The organism is Enterobacter cloacae complex sp. CDL013 (assembly GCF_049238805.1).
GTDB lineage: Bacteria > Pseudomonadota > Gammaproteobacteria > Enterobacterales > Enterobacteriaceae > Enterobacter > Enterobacter hormaechei_C.
In genome coordinates, this window is record NZ_JBMKGT010000010.1 from 1 (window position 1) to 15,791 (window position 15,791).

A 15,791-nucleotide genomic window follows, 5' to 3' on the forward strand; every position below is an offset into this window, starting at 1 on the left:
GTGTTCACTCGTTGAGACTTGGTATTCATTTTTCGTCCGAGGACGTTAAGAATCCATGTCACTTTGAGTGCCCACACAGATTGTCTGATAAATTGTTAAAGAGCAGTTGCAACGCGGCTTTCAGCACATCGTTGCGAGGTCCCGTATATTACGTTTTCCTCATTCAGAGTCAAGCAATTATTTTCACTTTTCTCTGTTGGCGTTCATCTCTGAACCCCGCTGCCCCGGCGGCTTGCAAGCCGTTGTTCCGTGTCAGTGGAGGCGCATTATAGGGAGTTCTCAGACGTTGACAACCCCTCTTTGAAAAAAAACGTTCAACCGTCTCTTTTTTGCTCAAAACCGTGCTACAGCGCCAGTTTTTCGAGCGTTTCAAAGCCATAACGACGTAAAACGGGCAAAAGTTGTTCAGTTTCTTTTGTTATCGCCACACAAAAAGCGATGTTCGCATCAGCGGATTTCGCATCCGGCGCCTCGTGTTCCAGCAACCAGGCCGTCCGACGCGCAATCGCAGCACCGGAATCCACCAGCCGGGTCCCTTCAGGCAGAACCTTTAACAGCTCTTCCTGTAATAGCGGGAAATGGGTACAGCCGAGAACAACCGTATCCGGTGGTTCCTGCATCCGCAGCCATGGACGCAGAATACGACGCAGCTCTTCAAGCGATACCGTCTCGCCGTGCAGTTTCGCTTCCGCCATTTCCACCAGCTCCGCGGAGCCGAGCATGGCGATCTGGCATTCATTGGCAAAGCGCTCAATAAGCTCACGCGTATAAGGACGTTTTACCGTACCACGCGTAGCCAGCAACCCCACAATGCCGTTCGCCGTCAGACGCGCCGCAGGTTTGATTGCCGGAACAACGCCCACAACCGGGAACGGGAATTTTTCGCGCAGGGCAGGAAGAGAGACCGTGCTTGCCGTATTACAGGCAATGACCGCCAGCGCCAGGGGGTAGCGCTTTTGTACCGCGGTGACGATTTCAACCACACGCTCAACAATAAAGTCTTCACTCTTTTCCCCATACGGGAACGCGACGTTATCGAAGGCGTAGATGTAATGGAGATCCGGCAGGAGCTGCCGAATCTCATCATAGACCGAAAGCCCACCGACGCCGGAATCAAACACCAGCACGGTGGGACGCGGATCAGAAGGTGTAGCTGCCAGACAAGGTGTATTCCCGTCCTGCAGTTTGGTAGCCATAAACTGTCTCGTAATCTTTATCGAACAGGTTGGCTATTTTACCACGAACTGTGAGATGAGAGGTGACGGGATATGAAACCGCGACGTCCCACAGGCTGACGCCGCCCATTTTCACGCGTTCTGTTGCATAGGTATTCGGATCAACGGCAACGTCATAGCGAGTGCCCAGATAACGGTACGCCAGATTCCAGTCGAGATCCCACACCTGCCAGTCAAGCTGATACTTAACCTGCTGCTTTGAGCGACGTGCCAGGACTTCGTTGGTTTTCGCATTGCGCGGGTCGACGTAGTCATAGGAAATTTGGTGCCCTACCGGTCCGGTATCGAACTGCGCCGTCGCCTCAATCCCTTTGATGCGAGCCTCATCCACGTTGTAATAACGGTAGGTCCGCGGGTCGCTGTTAATCAGGTTATCAATATCATTACGATAACCCGTCACGCGCCAGTTTACCGGCCCCGTCAGGCCTTCAAAACCACCTTCCCACTGCTTACTCTCTTCTGGCTTCAGGTCCGGATTGCCGTAATCCTTACTGTGGATCTGGCTCATGGTCGGCGCTTTATACGCTGTGCCGTAAGAACCGATGATGCGATACCCGTCGATGAACTCCCATGCGGCGCTGGTCTGCCAGGTGGCATGATTGCCAAAGTTAGAGTTATCGTCATTACGCGCCGCCGCTTCCAGCGTCACGCTGTTGAACTGCTGCATCGCCGAAAGGAACACGCCGGTATTACGTTGTTCGTAACCTTTTTCCAGATAGCCCGTACCCGCCTGGGTTTTCTGCTTCTGCCAGTCCAGACCCGCGCCGATATTGCCGTGCCCCACTTCAACCGTATTCAGCCACTGGGTGGTGTACTGCTTCACGTCATCCATGGTTGCGGAGTCAGCGTAGCGGCCTTTTTTCGGATCATAGTTCTGATCTTTGCTACGGCCATACCCTGCCACCAGCTGTGACTGGAAAATACCCTGGTTATAGCGCAACCCGGTGTCCCAGTTCTGGCTGTAAACCTGACGCGTGTCCGGCCGCCCATCAATGCCGGTCGCGCCATAGTGATCGTAACCGTCATACGCGGAGCGGTTATCGTAGCCAAAGCCACGGACGAATCCGCTGACGCTGTCGGTAAACTGCTGCTCCACCGAGCCAAACAGCGATTTACTCATAAAACCATCGCGGTCTGGCTGGCGCGGGGCATCTTTTGCGGCAATATCAAAACCACGGGTATAGGTATAATCACCGGCCATGGTGATTTTGGTTTTATCGAACACCTGCTGGAAGGCACCGTTATAGTTTTGATACCCCTTTGAACCGACACCCGCAGAAATTTCCGCACCCGGCTTGTCGCGCCCGGTAATGATGTTAATCACACCGCCAATCGCGTCGGAGCCATACAGCGCCGAACGTGGGCCGCGAATGTACTCAATACGCTGAATCAGCGACGTCGGAATTTGGCTTAAATCGGGAACGTTGCTGATCCCGGCATTATTCAGAGGGATACCATCAATCAGTACCAGAACATGGCGGGATTCCGTACCGCGAATAAACGTTGAAGAGGTCGACCCCATCCCGCCGCTTTGTGCGATGTCCACACCCGGCAGGCGTGACATGATTTCCACAACACTCGTTGCCTGCCAGCGTTCAATATCCTCACGCGTCACGACGGAGGTCGGAGCCAGAACGGTTTTTGCTGGTTGTTCGAAACGGTTTGCTGTCACCACCAACGAGTCGGCACTTTCCTGCGCCCAGCCCGAAAATGCCGTGACGGAAAACACCGTCAACAGCGATACTTTTTTAATCATTGTTAAAGCATCCACAATATAAGAAGGATGCCGCAGGCCTCACCGATAGCACGCGATGATGAAACCAAATGCGACGTGATCCCGGCAGGTCTTCGGGCTGGGTGGCGTTATACGGATGAAGACTTCCCATTTTCACAGTGTCTGCAACTCTCATCCCGCCAGTCTTTACCGCTGCGCGTCAGCTCCAGATTTGCACTGGATTCCCTTTTCACTCTCAGGAGACCGGAAACAGAATGCTACAATTAGACACGTATAGATGTCCAGATAGCTATTAGCCATTAAATCTGGACATCCACTGCACAATCCCTACAATCCCCGCGTAATTCTTTATCACTCAGGACGCATCATGACCCCCGAACACCTCCCGACAGAACAGTACGACGCACAGCTGGCAGAAAAAGTTGTCCGCCTGCAAAGTATGATGACGCCTTTCAACGCGCCCGTTCCCGAGGTGTTTCGTTCTCCGGTCAGCCACTACCGTATGCGCGCTGAGTTCCGCATCTGGCACGATGGCGATGACCTGTACCACATCATTTTCGATCAGCAGACGAAATCCCGTATTCGCGTAGACAGTTTTCCGGCGGCGAGTGAGCTTATCAACCAGCTGATGACGCTGATGATCGACGGTGTGCGCAACAATCCGGTACTGCGCAACAAGCTGTTCCAGATTGACTACCTGACCACCCAAAGCAATCAGGCCATTGTTTCTCTGCTCTATCACAAAGCACTGACTGACGAGTGGCGCGAGCAGGCAGAAGCCCTGCGCGATGCGCTGCGCGCGCAGAATATCAACGTGCACCTGATTGGCCGCGCGACCAAAACCAAAATCATGCTGGACCAGGATTACATCGACGAGCGTCTGCCGGTGGCAGGAAAAGAGATGGTTTACCGTCAGGTGGAGAACAGCTTCACCCAGCCGAATGCCGCCATGAACGTGCAGATGCTGGAGTGGGCGTTGAAGGCGACGGAAGGGTCTAAGGGCGATCTGCTGGAACTCTACTGCGGTAACGGCAACTTCTCGCTGGCGCTGGCGCGTAACTTCGAACGCGTGCTGGCGACGGAAATCGCCAAACCGTCGGTGGCAGCCGCGCAGTACAACATCGCCGCTAACCATATTGATAACGTACAAATTATTCGTATGGCGGCAGAAGAGTTTACCCAGGCGATGAACGGCGTACGCGAGTTTAACCGCCTGCAAGGGATTGATTTGAAGAGCTACCAGTGTGAGACAATTTTTGTCGATCCGCCGCGCAGTGGCCTGGACAGCGAAACCGAGAAGATGGTGCAGGCGTACCCGCGTATTTTGTACATCTCCTGTAACCCGGAGACGCTGTGCAAGAATCTGGAAACATTGAGCCAGACGCACAAGGTTGAACGTCTGGCGCTGTTCGATCAGTTCCCGTATACGCACCATATGGAGTGCGGCGTACTGCTTACTGCACGATAATCTTTAGGCCGGATAAGCGTAGCGCCATCCGGCATTTTTTGGCAGGTGGCGCTTCGCTTACCTGCCCTACAACGACTACAAAACCCTTCTCTACTCCGGCAACTCGCTCTTGCGGCTACGCATGCGAGAGCCAATCCAGAACACCAGCGCCACAGACAGTACCGCAGGCAGGAAGTTAGAGCCAATATCCGGATACTCCGCGCGCACCACCGTGCTATAAAGCAATACACCCAGAATAAAACAGGCTGCGGCCAGTCCCGGTAACCCAACTGGCATCGTGCGGTTCAGATAACGTTGATGCAGGCAGTACACCGTCAGCACCAGCGCGATAATCGGGAAAATCGAGAACGGTACAATTGAGCTGAAAACCGCCGCAAACGTACCATTAATGGATAAGCCAGCGATCAATGCCAGCAACAGCGTTCCTTTATCCTGACCTGACTGTTTCATTACTCACCTTCACTCATCGTTTTGATGTGCCAACTTCTCTTGTTCACGGCGATACCAGTAGTACGCACCTTTAGAAATCATCCGCAGCTGCAATACCAGTCGCTCTTCGAGTTGCTTACGTTGTTCAATGCTGACATCCAGCGCTTCAGCACCCGCGCTGAACACAATCGTCACCATCGCCTCAGCCTGTGCTTCAGTAAACGCACGCGGCATATGGTTTTCGAGTTCAAGATAGTCGGCAAGTTCCGCGATGAAATGCTGAATTTCACGCGCGACGGCGGCACGAAACGCGGCTGACGTTCCGGAACGCTCACGCAACAGCAGGCGAAACGCGTTAGGGTTATTGCCGATAAATTCCATAAATGTCGACACGGAAGTGCGGATCACGCTGCCGCCCTTGGCGATACGCTGACGCGCCTGACGCATAAGCTGGCGCAGCATCAAACCGCTCTCGTCGACCATGGTCAGGCCCAGTTCATCCACATCACGGAAATGACGATAGAAGGACGTTGGCGCAATCCCGGCCTCGCGCGCCACTTCACGCAGGCTCAAACTGGCAAAACTCCGCTCAGCACTCAGTTGACTGAATGCGGCTTCCACCAGCGAACGCCGGGTTTTCTCTTTTTGTTGTGCTCTTACGCCCATCACGATAGTTGAATCCTTCCAAAGGCCCGTTGGCACTATACCAGAGAATAAAATTAATCTGTTTACCTGACTTTGTGAATGATTGTTTACGCGCGGTTTGTGCTCCACTGCCCGAAAAAAGCACAACGATAATTGGGTTACCCTGGCAATGATGTTATGATTCTGTTGCTTTTATGTATAAGAACAGGTAAGCCTTGCCATGCCACATTCCTACGATTACGACGCAATAGTTATTGGTTCCGGCCCCGGCGGCGAAGGTGCTGCTATGGGTCTGGTAAAACAGGGAGCCAGAGTAGCGGTTATTGAGCGCTACCATAATGTCGGCGGCGGTTGCACCCACTGGGGCACCATCCCTTCGAAAGCCCTCCGCCACGCCGTTAGCCGCATTATCGAATTTAACCAGAACCCTCTTTACAGCGACCACTCCCGACTTCTTCGCTCCTCCTTTGCCGATATCCTGAATCACGCAGACACGGTCATTAACCAGCAGACGCGCATGCGTCAGGGTTTCTATGAGCGCAACCACTGTGAAATTCTGCAAGGGAACGCGCATTTTGTGGATGAACACATCCTGGCGCTGGAGTGCCACGACGGTTCGGTTGAGACGCTCACCGCTGAAAAATTTGTGATCGCCTGCGGCTCCCGTCCTTACCATCCGGCAGACGTGGATTTCTCGCACCCGCGCATTTACGACAGCGACTCCATCCTCAGCCTGCACCACGAGCCACGCCATGTGATCATTTATGGTGCGGGGGTGATTGGCTGTGAATATGCGTCGATCTTCCGCGGAATGGAGGTCAAAGTTGATTTGATCAACACCCGCGACCGGCTGCTGGCATTCCTCGATCAGGAGATGTCAGATTCCCTCTCCTACCACTTCTGGAACAGTGGCGTGGTGATTCGCCACAACGAAGAGTACGAGAAAATCGAAGGCTGCGATGACGGTGTGATCATGCACCTGAAATCCGGTAAGAAGCTGAAAGCCGACTGCCTGCTGTATGCCAACGGCCGTACCGGCAACACGGATTCATTGCAGCTGGAGAATATCGGGCTTGAAACCGACAGCCGCGGTCAGCTCAAGGTCAACAGCATGTACCAGACTGCGCTGCCGCACGTTTACGCGGTGGGCGACGTGATTGGTTACCCAAGCCTGGCCTCCGCCGCTTACGATCAGGGCCGCATCGCCGCACAGGCGCTGGTGAAAGGTGAAGCGACGGCGCATCTGATTGAAGATATCCCGACGGGCATCTACACCATTCCGGAAATCAGTTCTGTCGGCAAAACCGAGCAGCAGCTGACGGCCATGAAGGTGCCTTACGAGGTGGGTCGTGCCCAGTTTAAACATCTGGCGCGGGCGCAAATCGTGGGAATGAGCGTGGGTACACTGAAGATCCTGTTCCATCGCGAGACGAAAGAGATCCTCGGTATTCACTGCTTCGGTGAACGCGCGGCGGAAATCATTCATATCGGCCAGGCGATCATGGAGCAAAAAGGTGGTGGCAACACCATTGAGTACTTCGTTAACACCACCTTTAACTACCCGACCATGGCGGAAGCTTATCGGGTCGCTGCGCTGAACGGCTTAAACCGCCTGTTTTAACGCGCTGTCAAAATGGCCATCCATCGCACCGCGGATGGCCTCTGCCAGCTGCTCATAGCGGCTGCGCAGCGGTGAACCCGGGCGATAAACCAGGCCAATCGTACGTCGCGGCTCCGGCTTAATACACGGCAGATAGACCACGCCATCACGTTTACGCTCGTGCGGCACCGCCAGCGCCGGCAACAGCGTAATACCGCTTCCCGCCGCCACCATATTACGCAGCGTTTCCAGGCTGGTTGCGCGGAAATGGGTATCTTCATCGGCACCCGCTTCGAAGCAGAAGCCCATCGCCTGATCGCGCAGACAGTGGCCGTCTTCCAGCATCAGCAGTTTTTCACCGGCCAGATCGGCCATCGGTACGCGATCGCGGTTCGCCCACGGGTGATCTTCATAGATCGCCAGCATCATCGGCTCATCGAACAGCGGTACTTCAATAAACGCTTCACTCTCTTTAACGAGCGCCAGAATCGCACAGTCGAGCTTACCGCTGTCTAACTGCGCCAGCAGCTGATGGGTTTGCGCTTCATGCAGGTACATTTCGAGTTTCGGGAACGTCTGGTGCAGCATCGGAATGATTTGCGGCAACAGGTACGGGCCAACGGTTGGGATCAGGCCAATATGCAGCGGGCCGGACATCGCTTCCCCCTGCTGGCTTGCCATTTCCTTAAGCACTTTGACCTCGCGCAGTACGGTGCGCGCCTGATCCACCAGCAGCAGACCTGCCTGCGTGAACAGTACTTTACGACTGGTGCGCTCCAGCAGCATCACGCCCAGCTCATCTTCCAGCTTGCGGATCTGACCGCTCAGCGTTGGCTGGCTGACATGGCAGGAGTCTGCCGCGCGGCGAAAATGGCGATGCTCAGCTAACGCTACCAGGTATTCAAGATCACGAATATTCATTATTCATCCTCCGTCGCCACGATAGTTCATGGCGATAGATAGCATAGCAACGAACGATTATCCCTATCAAGCATTCTGTTGAATAATACATCACATAGACGAGGCGGCACGTGTTTGACCCTTGACGTCCCCGCACCGTCAGCGAGTTTCTCTCAAAACTCGAAAAACTAAAGCCAACGTGAACTTTTGCGGACCCCGTGGTCCGCTTTTTTTTGCGTAAAAAAAAGCCCAGCACTAAGCCAGGCTCCGTTTTTCTCCCTCTCCCAGTGGGAGAGGGACGGGGTGAGGGCACCAGCCCGCACGGTTTAAACCAACCGGTTTTTCGCATCCGCAATCGCCTGCGCTACCTGCTTCGGTGACACGCCGCCTTTCGCTGCACGCTTATCCAGGCAGGATTGCAGGGCCAGAATCGGGTAGACATCATCCCCGATAACCGCGCTGAATTTTTGCAGGTCGGCAAGCGCCAGCTCTTCAAGGGCTTTACCCTGACGAATCGCTTCCACTACCGCTTCACCCACAATATGGTGCGCCTCGCGGAACGGTACGCCTTTCGCCACCAGGTAGTCCGCCAGTTCGGTAGAGTTAGCATACCCCTGCTGCGCCGCTTCCTGGCAGCGCGGACGTTTCACCTGAATGCCGTCCAGCACCAGCGCGCCCATATGCAGACAGTCCAGCCAGGTGTCGAGCGCGTCGAACAGCCCCTCTTTGTCTTCCTGCATGTCTTTGTTGTACGCCAGCGGCAGCCCTTTCAGGGTCATCATCATACCGGTCAGCGCACCCTGCACGCGGCCACATTTCCCGCGGATCAGCTCCAGCGCGTCCGGGTTTTTCTTCTGCGGCATCAGGGAGGAGCCGGACGTCACACGGTCGGACAGCTCCATAAACCCGGCTTCGCCAGAGTTAAAGAAGATCAGGTCTTCGGCAAAGCGCGACAGGTGCACCATCCCGATAGACGCATTTGAGAGCAGTTCCAGCACGTGGTCACGGTCAGAGACGCTGTCCAGACTATTGCGGGTGGCGGAGGCAAAGCCCAGCCAGCCTGCCAGCTGCTCACGGTCAATTTCATAAGCCGTGCCGGCAAGCGCGCCGCTGCCCAGCGGGCTCACGTCCAGACGCTTTAAGGTATCCTGTAAACGGCTCTCATCACGCGCCAGCATCTCAACATAGGCCAGACACCAGTGCGCGAACGTCACCGGCTGCGCGCGTTGCAGGTGGGTATAACCCGGCATCACCGCGTCCTGATTGTTCTGCGCGGTGTCCACCAGCGCGCCCTGCAACTGACGATTCGCCGCCAGCAGTTCGCCGACGGTCTCTTTGCACCACAGCTTCAGGTCGGTCGCCACCTGGTCATTACGGCTACGCCCGGTATGGAGCTTTTTACCCAACTGGCCGACTTTGTCGATCAGTTTGCCTTCCACCCAGCTGTGAATATCTTCAGCATCGCTCTGGAGGATTTGCTGCGGATCCAGACGCACCTCTTCCAGCAGATTGTTCAGCGCCTCTTCCAGCTGCTGCTGTTCGTCTGCGGTCAGCACGCCAACGGTCACCAGCGCTTTGGACCAGGCCACAGAGCCGACAATATCCTGTTCGGCCAGGCGGTAGTCGAAGCGCAAAGAGTCGTTGAACTGTTTGAACCGCTGATCCGCTGCCTGTGTAAAACGCCCACCCCAAAGTGCCATAACGAATTTCCTTAATGATGATATTTTTGCCCGGTGGCGCTGCGCTTACCGGGCCTACAAAATTCACGTAGGCCGGATAAGCAAAGCGCCATCCGGCACAGAAACTTAAGCCAGAATACGCGTACCAATCGGCGTACCGTTAAACAGCGCCGGGAGTTGCTCCGCGTGCCGCCAGGAGGCGATATCCACCGGGCGACCCAACGTGCGGGCCGCATCCAGCGCCGCATTCACTTTAACAATCATGCCGTCGGTGATAATGCCTTGATCGATCAGCTGCTCGGCTTTTGCGGCGGTCATTTCCGCAATACGCTGGCCTTTGCCGTCCAGTATGCCGCTCACGTCGGAGAGCAGGATCAGGTCTGCGCCCAGCGTGGCCGCCAGCGCGGTTGCCGCCTGGTCAGCGTTAACGTTCATCAGCTCGCCCTCTTCGGTCACGCCGATTGAGCTCACCACCGGCAGGAAACCGCCTTCCAGCAGGGTGTTAATCAGCTTAGGCGAACCCGGCTGCGCCAGTCCAACATGGCCAAGCTCTTCGTCGAGCTGGGTCACTTTCACGCTATCGCCATCGCCCAGACAGAGGCCAACGGAGGCGATATGGTGCTTCTTCGCCCAGGCCAGCAGCGTTTTGTTCGCCGTGCCCGCCAGCGCGCCGGTAATGATGTCAATCTGGTCGGCAGGCGTCACGCGCAGGCCATTTTTCTTTTTCACCGGCAGGTTGAGCCCTTTCATCAGCTCATCCACCACACAGCCGCCGCCGTGCACAATCACCAGCGGACGTTGGTGTGATTCACGATAGTTCACCAGTGCGTTAAACAGGCGCTCCAGCGCTTCTTCGCTGTCCAGCAGTACACCACCGAGTTTGATAATTAATGGATTCATCATCACACCTTAAATAAGAGCCTGCGTTTCAGGGAAGCCGAAACGAATATTTGCACACTGCATTGCCTGTGCGGCAGCGCCTTTGAGTAGGTTATCTTCTGCTGCCACCACGATGAGATGCTCACCCTGCACGGCAAAGCCGATATCGCAGAACGGCAGGCCGACCACATTTTTCAGCGCCGGCACGCCTTTGTCGTACAGACGCACCAGCGGTTTATCCGCGTATGCCTGCATGAAGGCCTCGCTCACCTGCGCCTGGGTCACGCCCGGCTTCAGGCGGCAGGTAATGGTTTCGAGGATCCCGCGCGGGAAGCTGCCCAGATGCGGGGTGAAAATGACGTCCGCGCCCAGATGCGTCGTGATTTCAGGATGATGACGGTGGTTAAACACGCCATACGGCTGAAGGCTCACTTCGCAGAAGCTGTTGGAAATCGCCGCCTTGCGTCCTGCACCGCTCACGCCGCTGGTGGCGTTGATCACCGGCCACTGGTTCAGATCCAGCAGGCCCGCGTCGATCAGCGGCTTCAGGGAAAGCTGCGCCGCCGTCGGGTAGCATCCCGGAACGGCAATCAGGTTCGCTTCTTTCAGTTTATCTGCGCTCCACTCCGCCAGGCCGTAGACCGCTTTTTCAAGCAGATCCGGATGCTGGTGGGTGAAACCGTAATATTTTTCGTAGAACGCGCCGTCGTTAACGCGGAACGCGCCGGAGAGATCGAACACCACGCATCCGGCTGCCAGGAACTGCGGCGCCAGGTCGTGACTGACCTCGTGTGCGGTGGCTAAAAACACCACGTCAACGCCGTCGGTAAACTCGCTGATGTCAGACATGGGCTGCAAAGGCAAATCAACCACGCCCTTAAGCTGTGGATGCAAATCGGAAATTAACTTTCCGGCATCATTGCTTTGCGCTGACACGGTCAAAGCGGTTATGGTCATATGAGGGTGGCGATTTACGTAGCTTACAAGCTCTGCGCCCGCATAACCGCTAGCGCCTACAATCAGCGTATTCAACATCGGGTTCCTTTATGCTCAACGTTAATGTATTTTTATTCACATTTATTGCATGAATATTGATACTATCACGACCTAAGGTGTGTCAACAATGAAAATGAACTTACCGCCATTTATCGAGATTTACCGCGCCCTGATCGCCACACCCTCCATCAGCGCGACGGAAGAAGCCCTGGATCAGAGCAATGAGTCTTTAATCAATCTGCTGGCGGGTTGGTTTAGCGATCTTGGGTTTAACGTTGAGGTTCAGCCCGTCCCCGGAACACGCCACAAATTTAACCTGCTCGCCAGTACCGGACATGGCGCGGGCGGCCTGCTGCTGGCTGGGCACACTGACACCGTGCCGTTTGATGATGGCCGCTGGACGCGCGATCCGTTCACGCTGACCGAGCATGACAACAAGCTTTATGGTCTGGGCACCGCCGACATGAAAGGCTTCTTCGCCTTTATCCTCGACGCGCTGCGTGACGTGGACGTGACGAAGCTGAAAAAACCGCTCTACATTCTGGCGACCGCCGATGAAGAGACCAGCATGGCGGGCGCACGTTATTTCTCTGAAAACACATCGATTCGTCCTGACTGCGCGATCATCGGCGAACCGACCTCTCTGCAACCGATTCGGGCGCACAAAGGCCATATTTCTACCGCGGTGCGCGTACTGGGCCAGTCTGGCCACTCCAGCGATCCGGCGCGCGGCGTGAACGCCATTGAGCTGATGCATGACGCGATTGGCCGCATCATGACCCTGCGCGACGATCTGAAAGAGCGCTATCACTACGAGGCGTTCACCGTGCCTTACCCAACGCTTAACCTCGGCAGCCTGCACGGCGGTGATGCGTCCAACCGTATCTGCGCCTGCTGCGAACTGCATATGGATATCCGTCCTCTGCCGGGCATGACGCTGAGCGATCTGGATGGCTTACTGAACGAAGCGCTGGCACCGGTCAGCGAGCGCTGGCCGGGCCGTCTGACGGTCTCCGAACTGCATCCGCCGATTCCAGGCTACGAATGCCCGCCTGACCATCAGCTGGTTCAGGTAGTGGAAAAACTGCTCGGCGAGAAAACCGACGTGGTGAACTACTGCACCGAAGCGCCGTTTATTCAGACGCTGTGCCCGACGCTGGTTCTGGGCCCTGGCTCCATCAACCAGGCACACCAGCCGGACGAATATCTCGAAACCCGCTTCATCAAGCCCACCCGCGAACTCATTACCCAGGTTGTGCATCACTTCTGCTGGCATTAAAACCGCACCGAAAAGTCCCCTCTCCCTGTGGGAGAGGGTTAGGGTGAGGGCAACAAATCGCATGATCACCGTCACATTTCCATAAGCATCTCTTATCTGACGCAATGCGAATTAAATTTCGTAAATTGCCCGCATTTATTCGTCTGCTGAACCGTTTTCGCAGCAATTGACGACGGGGGTTTTACGTGGCTTTATAAAGGGAGATGACAAAATAATGTCCAGAAGATTTTCGCATGGGCATAAACAAAAATGATGGGGTGACTGGGTTTTTATGAACGAACAATATTCCGCGTTGCGTAGTAATGTCAGTATGCTCGGCAAAGTGCTTGGAGATACCATCAAAGACGCACTGGGGGAGAACATCCTCGACCGCGTTGAAACCATCCGCAAGCTGTCCAAATCTTCCCGCGCCGGTAACGAGGCCAGTCGCCAGGAGCTGCTCACCACCTTGCAGAACCTCTCCAACGATGAGCTGCTGCCCGTTGCCCGCGCCTTCAGCCAGTTCCTGAACCTGGCAAACACCGCTGAGCAATACCACAGCATTTCGCCAAAAGGCGAAGCGGCCAGCAACCCGGAAGTCATTGCCCGCACCCTTCGTAAACTCAAAGACCAGCCCGACCTCAACGAAGCGACCATCAAAAAAGCGGTGGAATCCCTTTCGCTGGAGCTGGTGCTGACCGCACACCCAACCGAAATCACCCGTCGTACGCTGATCCACAAAATGGTGGAAGTGAACAACTGTCTGAAGCAGTTGGATAACAAAGACATCGCCGACTACGAACGTAACCAGCTTATGCGCCGCCTGCGCCAGCTGATTGCCCAGTCCTGGCACACCGATGAAATTCGTAAGCATCGCCCAAGCCCGGTCGACGAAGCCAAGTGGGGCTTTGCGGTGGTGGAAAACAGCCTGTGGGAAGGGGTACCCAACTACCTGCGCGAGCTGAACGAACAGCTGGAAGAAAATCTGGGCTATCGCCTGCCGGTCGACTTTGTGCCGGTTCGCTTCACCTCCTGGATGGGCGGCGACCGCGACGGCAACCCGAACGTGACGGCGGAAATCACCCGTCACGTCCTGCTGCTGAGCCGCTGGAAAGCAACCGACCTGTTCCTGAAAGATATTCAGGTGCTGATCTCCGAGCTGTCGATGGTGGAAGCGACGCCGGAACTGCGCGCGCTGGCCGGTGAAGAAGGCGCCAGCGAGCCGTACCGCTTCCTGATGAAAAAGCTGCGCGGTCAGCTGATGGCCACTCAGGCCTGGCTGGAAGCGCGCCTGAAAGGCCAGCGCCTGCCGAAGCCGGAAGGTCTGCTGAGCCAGAACGAACAGCTCTGGGAGCCTCTATACGCCTGCTATAAATCGCTCCAGGCTTGTGGGATGGGCATCATTGCCAACGGCGAACTGCTCGACACCCTGCGCCGCGTGAAGTGTTTCGGCGTGCCGCTGGTGCGTATCGACGTTCGTCAGGAAAGTACCCGTCATACCGAAGCGCTGGGCGAGCTGACCCGCTACCTCGGCATTGGCGACTACGAAAGCTGGTCAGAAGCCGACAAACAGGCGTTCCTGATCCGCGAGCTGAACTCCAAGCGCCCGCTGCTGCCGCGCAACTGGGAGCCAAGCAATGACACCCGCGAAGTGCTCAACACCTGTAAAGCGATTGTAGATGCGCCGAAAGGATCTGTGGCCGCCTACGTGATCTCCATGGCGAAGACCCCGTCCGACGTGCTGGGCGTTCACCTTCTGCTGAAAGAAGCGGGCATTGACTATGCTCTGCCGGTAGCACCGCTATTTGAGACTCTCGACGACCTGAACAACGCTAACGACGTGATGACCCAGCTGCTGAACATCGACTGGTATCGCGGCTTTATTCAGGGCAAACAGATGGTGATGATCGGCTATTCCGACTCCGCGAAAGATGCGGGGGTGATGGCAGCCTCCTGGGCGCAGTATCAGGCACAGGATGCACTGATCAAAACCTGTGAGAAAGCCGGTATCGAGCTGACCCTGTTCCACGGACGCGGTGGCTCAATTGGTCGTGGCGGTGCGCCTGCACACGCGGCGCTGCTCTCTCAACCACCAGGAAGCCTGAAAGGCGGCCTGCGCGTGACCGAGCAGGGCGAGATGATCCGCTTCAAGTACGGCCTGCCGGAAGTGACCATCAGCAGCCTGTCGCTTTATACCAGCGCGATCCTCGAAGCCAACCTGCTGCCGCCGCCGGAGCCAAAAGAATCCTGGTGCCGGATTATGGACGAACTGTCTGACATCTCCTGCGATCTGTACCGCGGCTACGTGCGTGAAAACAAAGACTTTGTCCCTTACTTCCGCTCGGCCACGCCTGAACAGGAGCTGGGTAAACTGCCGCTGGGTTCGCGCCCGGCCAAGCGTCGTCCGACCGGCGGTGTTGAATCCCTGCGCGCCATTCCATGGATCTTCGCCTGGACGCAAAACCGCTTAATGCTGCCAGCCTGGCTGGGTGCCGGTGCGGCGCTGCAAAAAGTGGTGGAAGACGGTAAGCAGAGCGAACTGGAAACCATGTGCCGCGACTGGCCATTCTTCTCTACCCGTCTGGGAATGCTGGAGATGGTCTTCTCGAAGGCCGACCTGTGGCTGGCGGAATACTACGATCAGCGCCTGGTGAAGCCGGAGCTGTGGGCGCTGGGCAAAGAGCTGCGCGAACTGCTGGAAGGCGACATCAAAGTGGTGCTGGATATCGCCAATGACTCCCACCTGATGGAAGACCTGCCGTGGATCGCCGAGTCTATCCAGCTGCGTAACATCTACACCGACCCGCTGAACGTTTTACAGGCTGAACTGCTGCACCGTTCGCGTCTGGCGGAAGAGGAAGGTAAAGAGCCGGATCCACGCGTTGAACAGGCGCTGATGGTAACGATAGCAGGCGTTGCGGCAGGTATGCGTAACACCGGTTGATCGGTTTTGCCAGGTGGCGCTTA

12 protein-coding genes and 1 riboswitch are annotated in these 15,791 nt (G+C 56.0%); of the genes, 4 read left to right on the top strand and 8 right to left on the bottom strand.

The genetic code is table 11. The features are described from left to right. Positions 1–344 precede the first annotated feature (344 nt). Both murI and btuB read right to left on the bottom strand, forming a co-directional pair. Positions 345–1,196: a glutamate racemase gene (murI, locus tag ACOTXD_RS19435; protein WP_061856750.1), complete on the bottom strand. Its 852-nt coding sequence runs from the start codon at positions 1,194–1,196 to the stop codon at positions 345–347. Further along, positions 1,141–2,991 (bottom strand): TonB-dependent vitamin B12 receptor BtuB, encoded by a 1,851-nt coding sequence (btuB, locus tag ACOTXD_RS19440; protein ID WP_045346533.1) that lies wholly within the window; start codon positions 2,989–2,991, stop codon positions 1,141–1,143. Before btuB ends, murI begins: the two co-directional genes overlap by 56 nt. A gap of 66 nt (positions 2,992–3,057) precedes the next feature. Beyond that, positions 3,058–3,233, bottom strand: a riboswitch (cobalamin riboswitch). Positions 3,234–3,337: 104 nt separating this feature from the next. On the opposite strand from btuB, the gene trmA reads away from it, so the two are divergent. After that, on the top strand, positions 3,338–4,438 hold the full coding sequence (trmA, locus tag ACOTXD_RS19445) for a tRNA (uridine(54)-C5)-methyltransferase TrmA (protein WP_003862063.1): 1,101 nt from the start codon (positions 3,338–3,340) through the stop codon (positions 4,436–4,438). A gap of 90 nt (positions 4,439–4,528) precedes the next feature. Here trmA and ACOTXD_RS19450 read toward each other — a convergent pair whose 3' ends face one another. Then, positions 4,529–4,888: a YijD family membrane protein gene (locus ACOTXD_RS19450; protein WP_003862061.1), complete on the bottom strand. Its 360-nt coding sequence runs from the start codon at positions 4,886–4,888 to the stop codon at positions 4,529–4,531. 9 nt (positions 4,889–4,897) lie between these two features. Beyond that, on the bottom strand, positions 4,898–5,536 hold the full coding sequence (gene fabR / locus ACOTXD_RS19455) for an HTH-type transcriptional repressor FabR (protein ID WP_003862059.1): 639 nt from the start codon (positions 5,534–5,536) through the stop codon (positions 4,898–4,900). 196 nt (positions 5,537–5,732) lie between these two features. Between fabR and sthA the strand changes: the two genes are divergently transcribed. Beyond that, the gene (sthA, locus tag ACOTXD_RS19460; RefSeq protein WP_061856749.1) at positions 5,733–7,133 is read left to right on the top strand and encodes a Si-specific NAD(P)(+) transhydrogenase; all 1,401 of its coding nucleotides are present in this window, start codon (positions 5,733–5,735) and stop codon (positions 7,131–7,133) included. Here the strand turns inward: sthA and oxyR are convergent. From oxyR to argC, 4 genes are all read right to left on the bottom strand, one after another. Further along, positions 7,116–8,033, bottom strand: coding sequence for a DNA-binding transcriptional regulator OxyR (gene oxyR / locus ACOTXD_RS19465; RefSeq protein ID WP_003862055.1), 918 nt, complete (start codon positions 8,031–8,033; stop codon positions 7,116–7,118). The genes sthA and oxyR overlap by 18 nt on opposite strands. A gap of 305 nt (positions 8,034–8,338) precedes the next feature. Beyond that, a complete protein-coding gene (argH, locus tag ACOTXD_RS19470) occupies positions 8,339–9,712 on the bottom strand; it encodes an argininosuccinate lyase (protein WP_061856748.1) in 1,374 nt (457 codons plus the stop codon). A 105-nt stretch (positions 9,713–9,817) separates the two neighbouring features. Beyond that, positions 9,818–10,594: an acetylglutamate kinase gene (gene argB, locus ACOTXD_RS19475; protein WP_086527949.1), complete on the bottom strand. Its 777-nt coding sequence runs from the start codon at positions 10,592–10,594 to the stop codon at positions 9,818–9,820. A 6-nt stretch (positions 10,595–10,600) separates the two neighbouring features. Next, positions 10,601–11,605, bottom strand: a complete 1,005-nt coding sequence (argC, locus tag ACOTXD_RS19480) for an N-acetyl-gamma-glutamyl-phosphate reductase (RefSeq protein WP_061856747.1) — start codon at positions 11,603–11,605, stop codon at positions 10,601–10,603. Positions 11,606–11,693: 88 nt separating this feature from the next. On the opposite strand from argC, the gene argE reads away from it, so the two are divergent. Both argE and ppc read left to right on the top strand, forming a co-directional pair. Then, positions 11,694–12,845, top strand: coding sequence for an acetylornithine deacetylase (gene argE / locus ACOTXD_RS19485; protein WP_003862050.1), 1,152 nt, complete (start codon positions 11,694–11,696; stop codon positions 12,843–12,845). 271 nt (positions 12,846–13,116) lie between these two features. Next, entirely contained in the window at positions 13,117–15,768 is a 2,652-nt protein-coding gene (gene ppc, locus ACOTXD_RS19490; RefSeq protein WP_045343487.1) for a phosphoenolpyruvate carboxylase, read from the top strand. Positions 15,769–15,791 lie beyond the last annotated feature (23 nt).

Bases quoted from the DNA above. Each gene is read 5' to 3' on its own strand.
- murI (WP_061856750.1), bottom strand. From the start codon at position 1,196: ATGGCTACCAAACTGCAGGACGGGAATACACCTTGTCTGGCAGCTACA.
- btuB (WP_045346533.1), bottom strand. From the start codon at position 2,991: ATGATTAAAAAAGTATCGCTGTTGACGGTGTTTTCCGTCACGGCATTT.
- trmA (WP_003862063.1), top strand. From the start codon at position 3,338: ATGACCCCCGAACACCTCCCGACAGAACAGTACGACGCACAGCTGGCA.
- ACOTXD_RS19450 (WP_003862061.1), bottom strand. From the start codon at position 4,888: ATGAAACAGTCAGGTCAGGATAAAGGAACGCTGTTGCTGGCATTGATC.
- sthA (WP_061856749.1), top strand. From the start codon at position 5,733: ATGCCACATTCCTACGATTACGACGCAATAGTTATTGGTTCCGGCCCC.
- oxyR (WP_003862055.1), bottom strand. From the start codon at position 8,033: ATGAATATTCGTGATCTTGAATACCTGGTAGCGTTAGCTGAGCATCGC.
- argH (WP_061856748.1), bottom strand. From the start codon at position 9,712: ATGGCACTTTGGGGTGGGCGTTTTACACAGGCAGCGGATCAGCGGTTC.
- argB (WP_086527949.1), bottom strand. From the start codon at position 10,594: ATGATGAATCCATTAATTATCAAACTCGGTGGTGTACTGCTGGACAGC.
- argC (WP_061856747.1), bottom strand. From the start codon at position 11,605: ATGTTGAATACGCTGATTGTAGGCGCTAGCGGTTATGCGGGCGCAGAG.
- argE (WP_003862050.1), top strand. From the start codon at position 11,694: ATGAAAATGAACTTACCGCCATTTATCGAGATTTACCGCGCCCTGATC.
- ppc (WP_045343487.1), top strand. From the start codon at position 13,117: ATGAACGAACAATATTCCGCGTTGCGTAGTAATGTCAGTATGCTCGGC.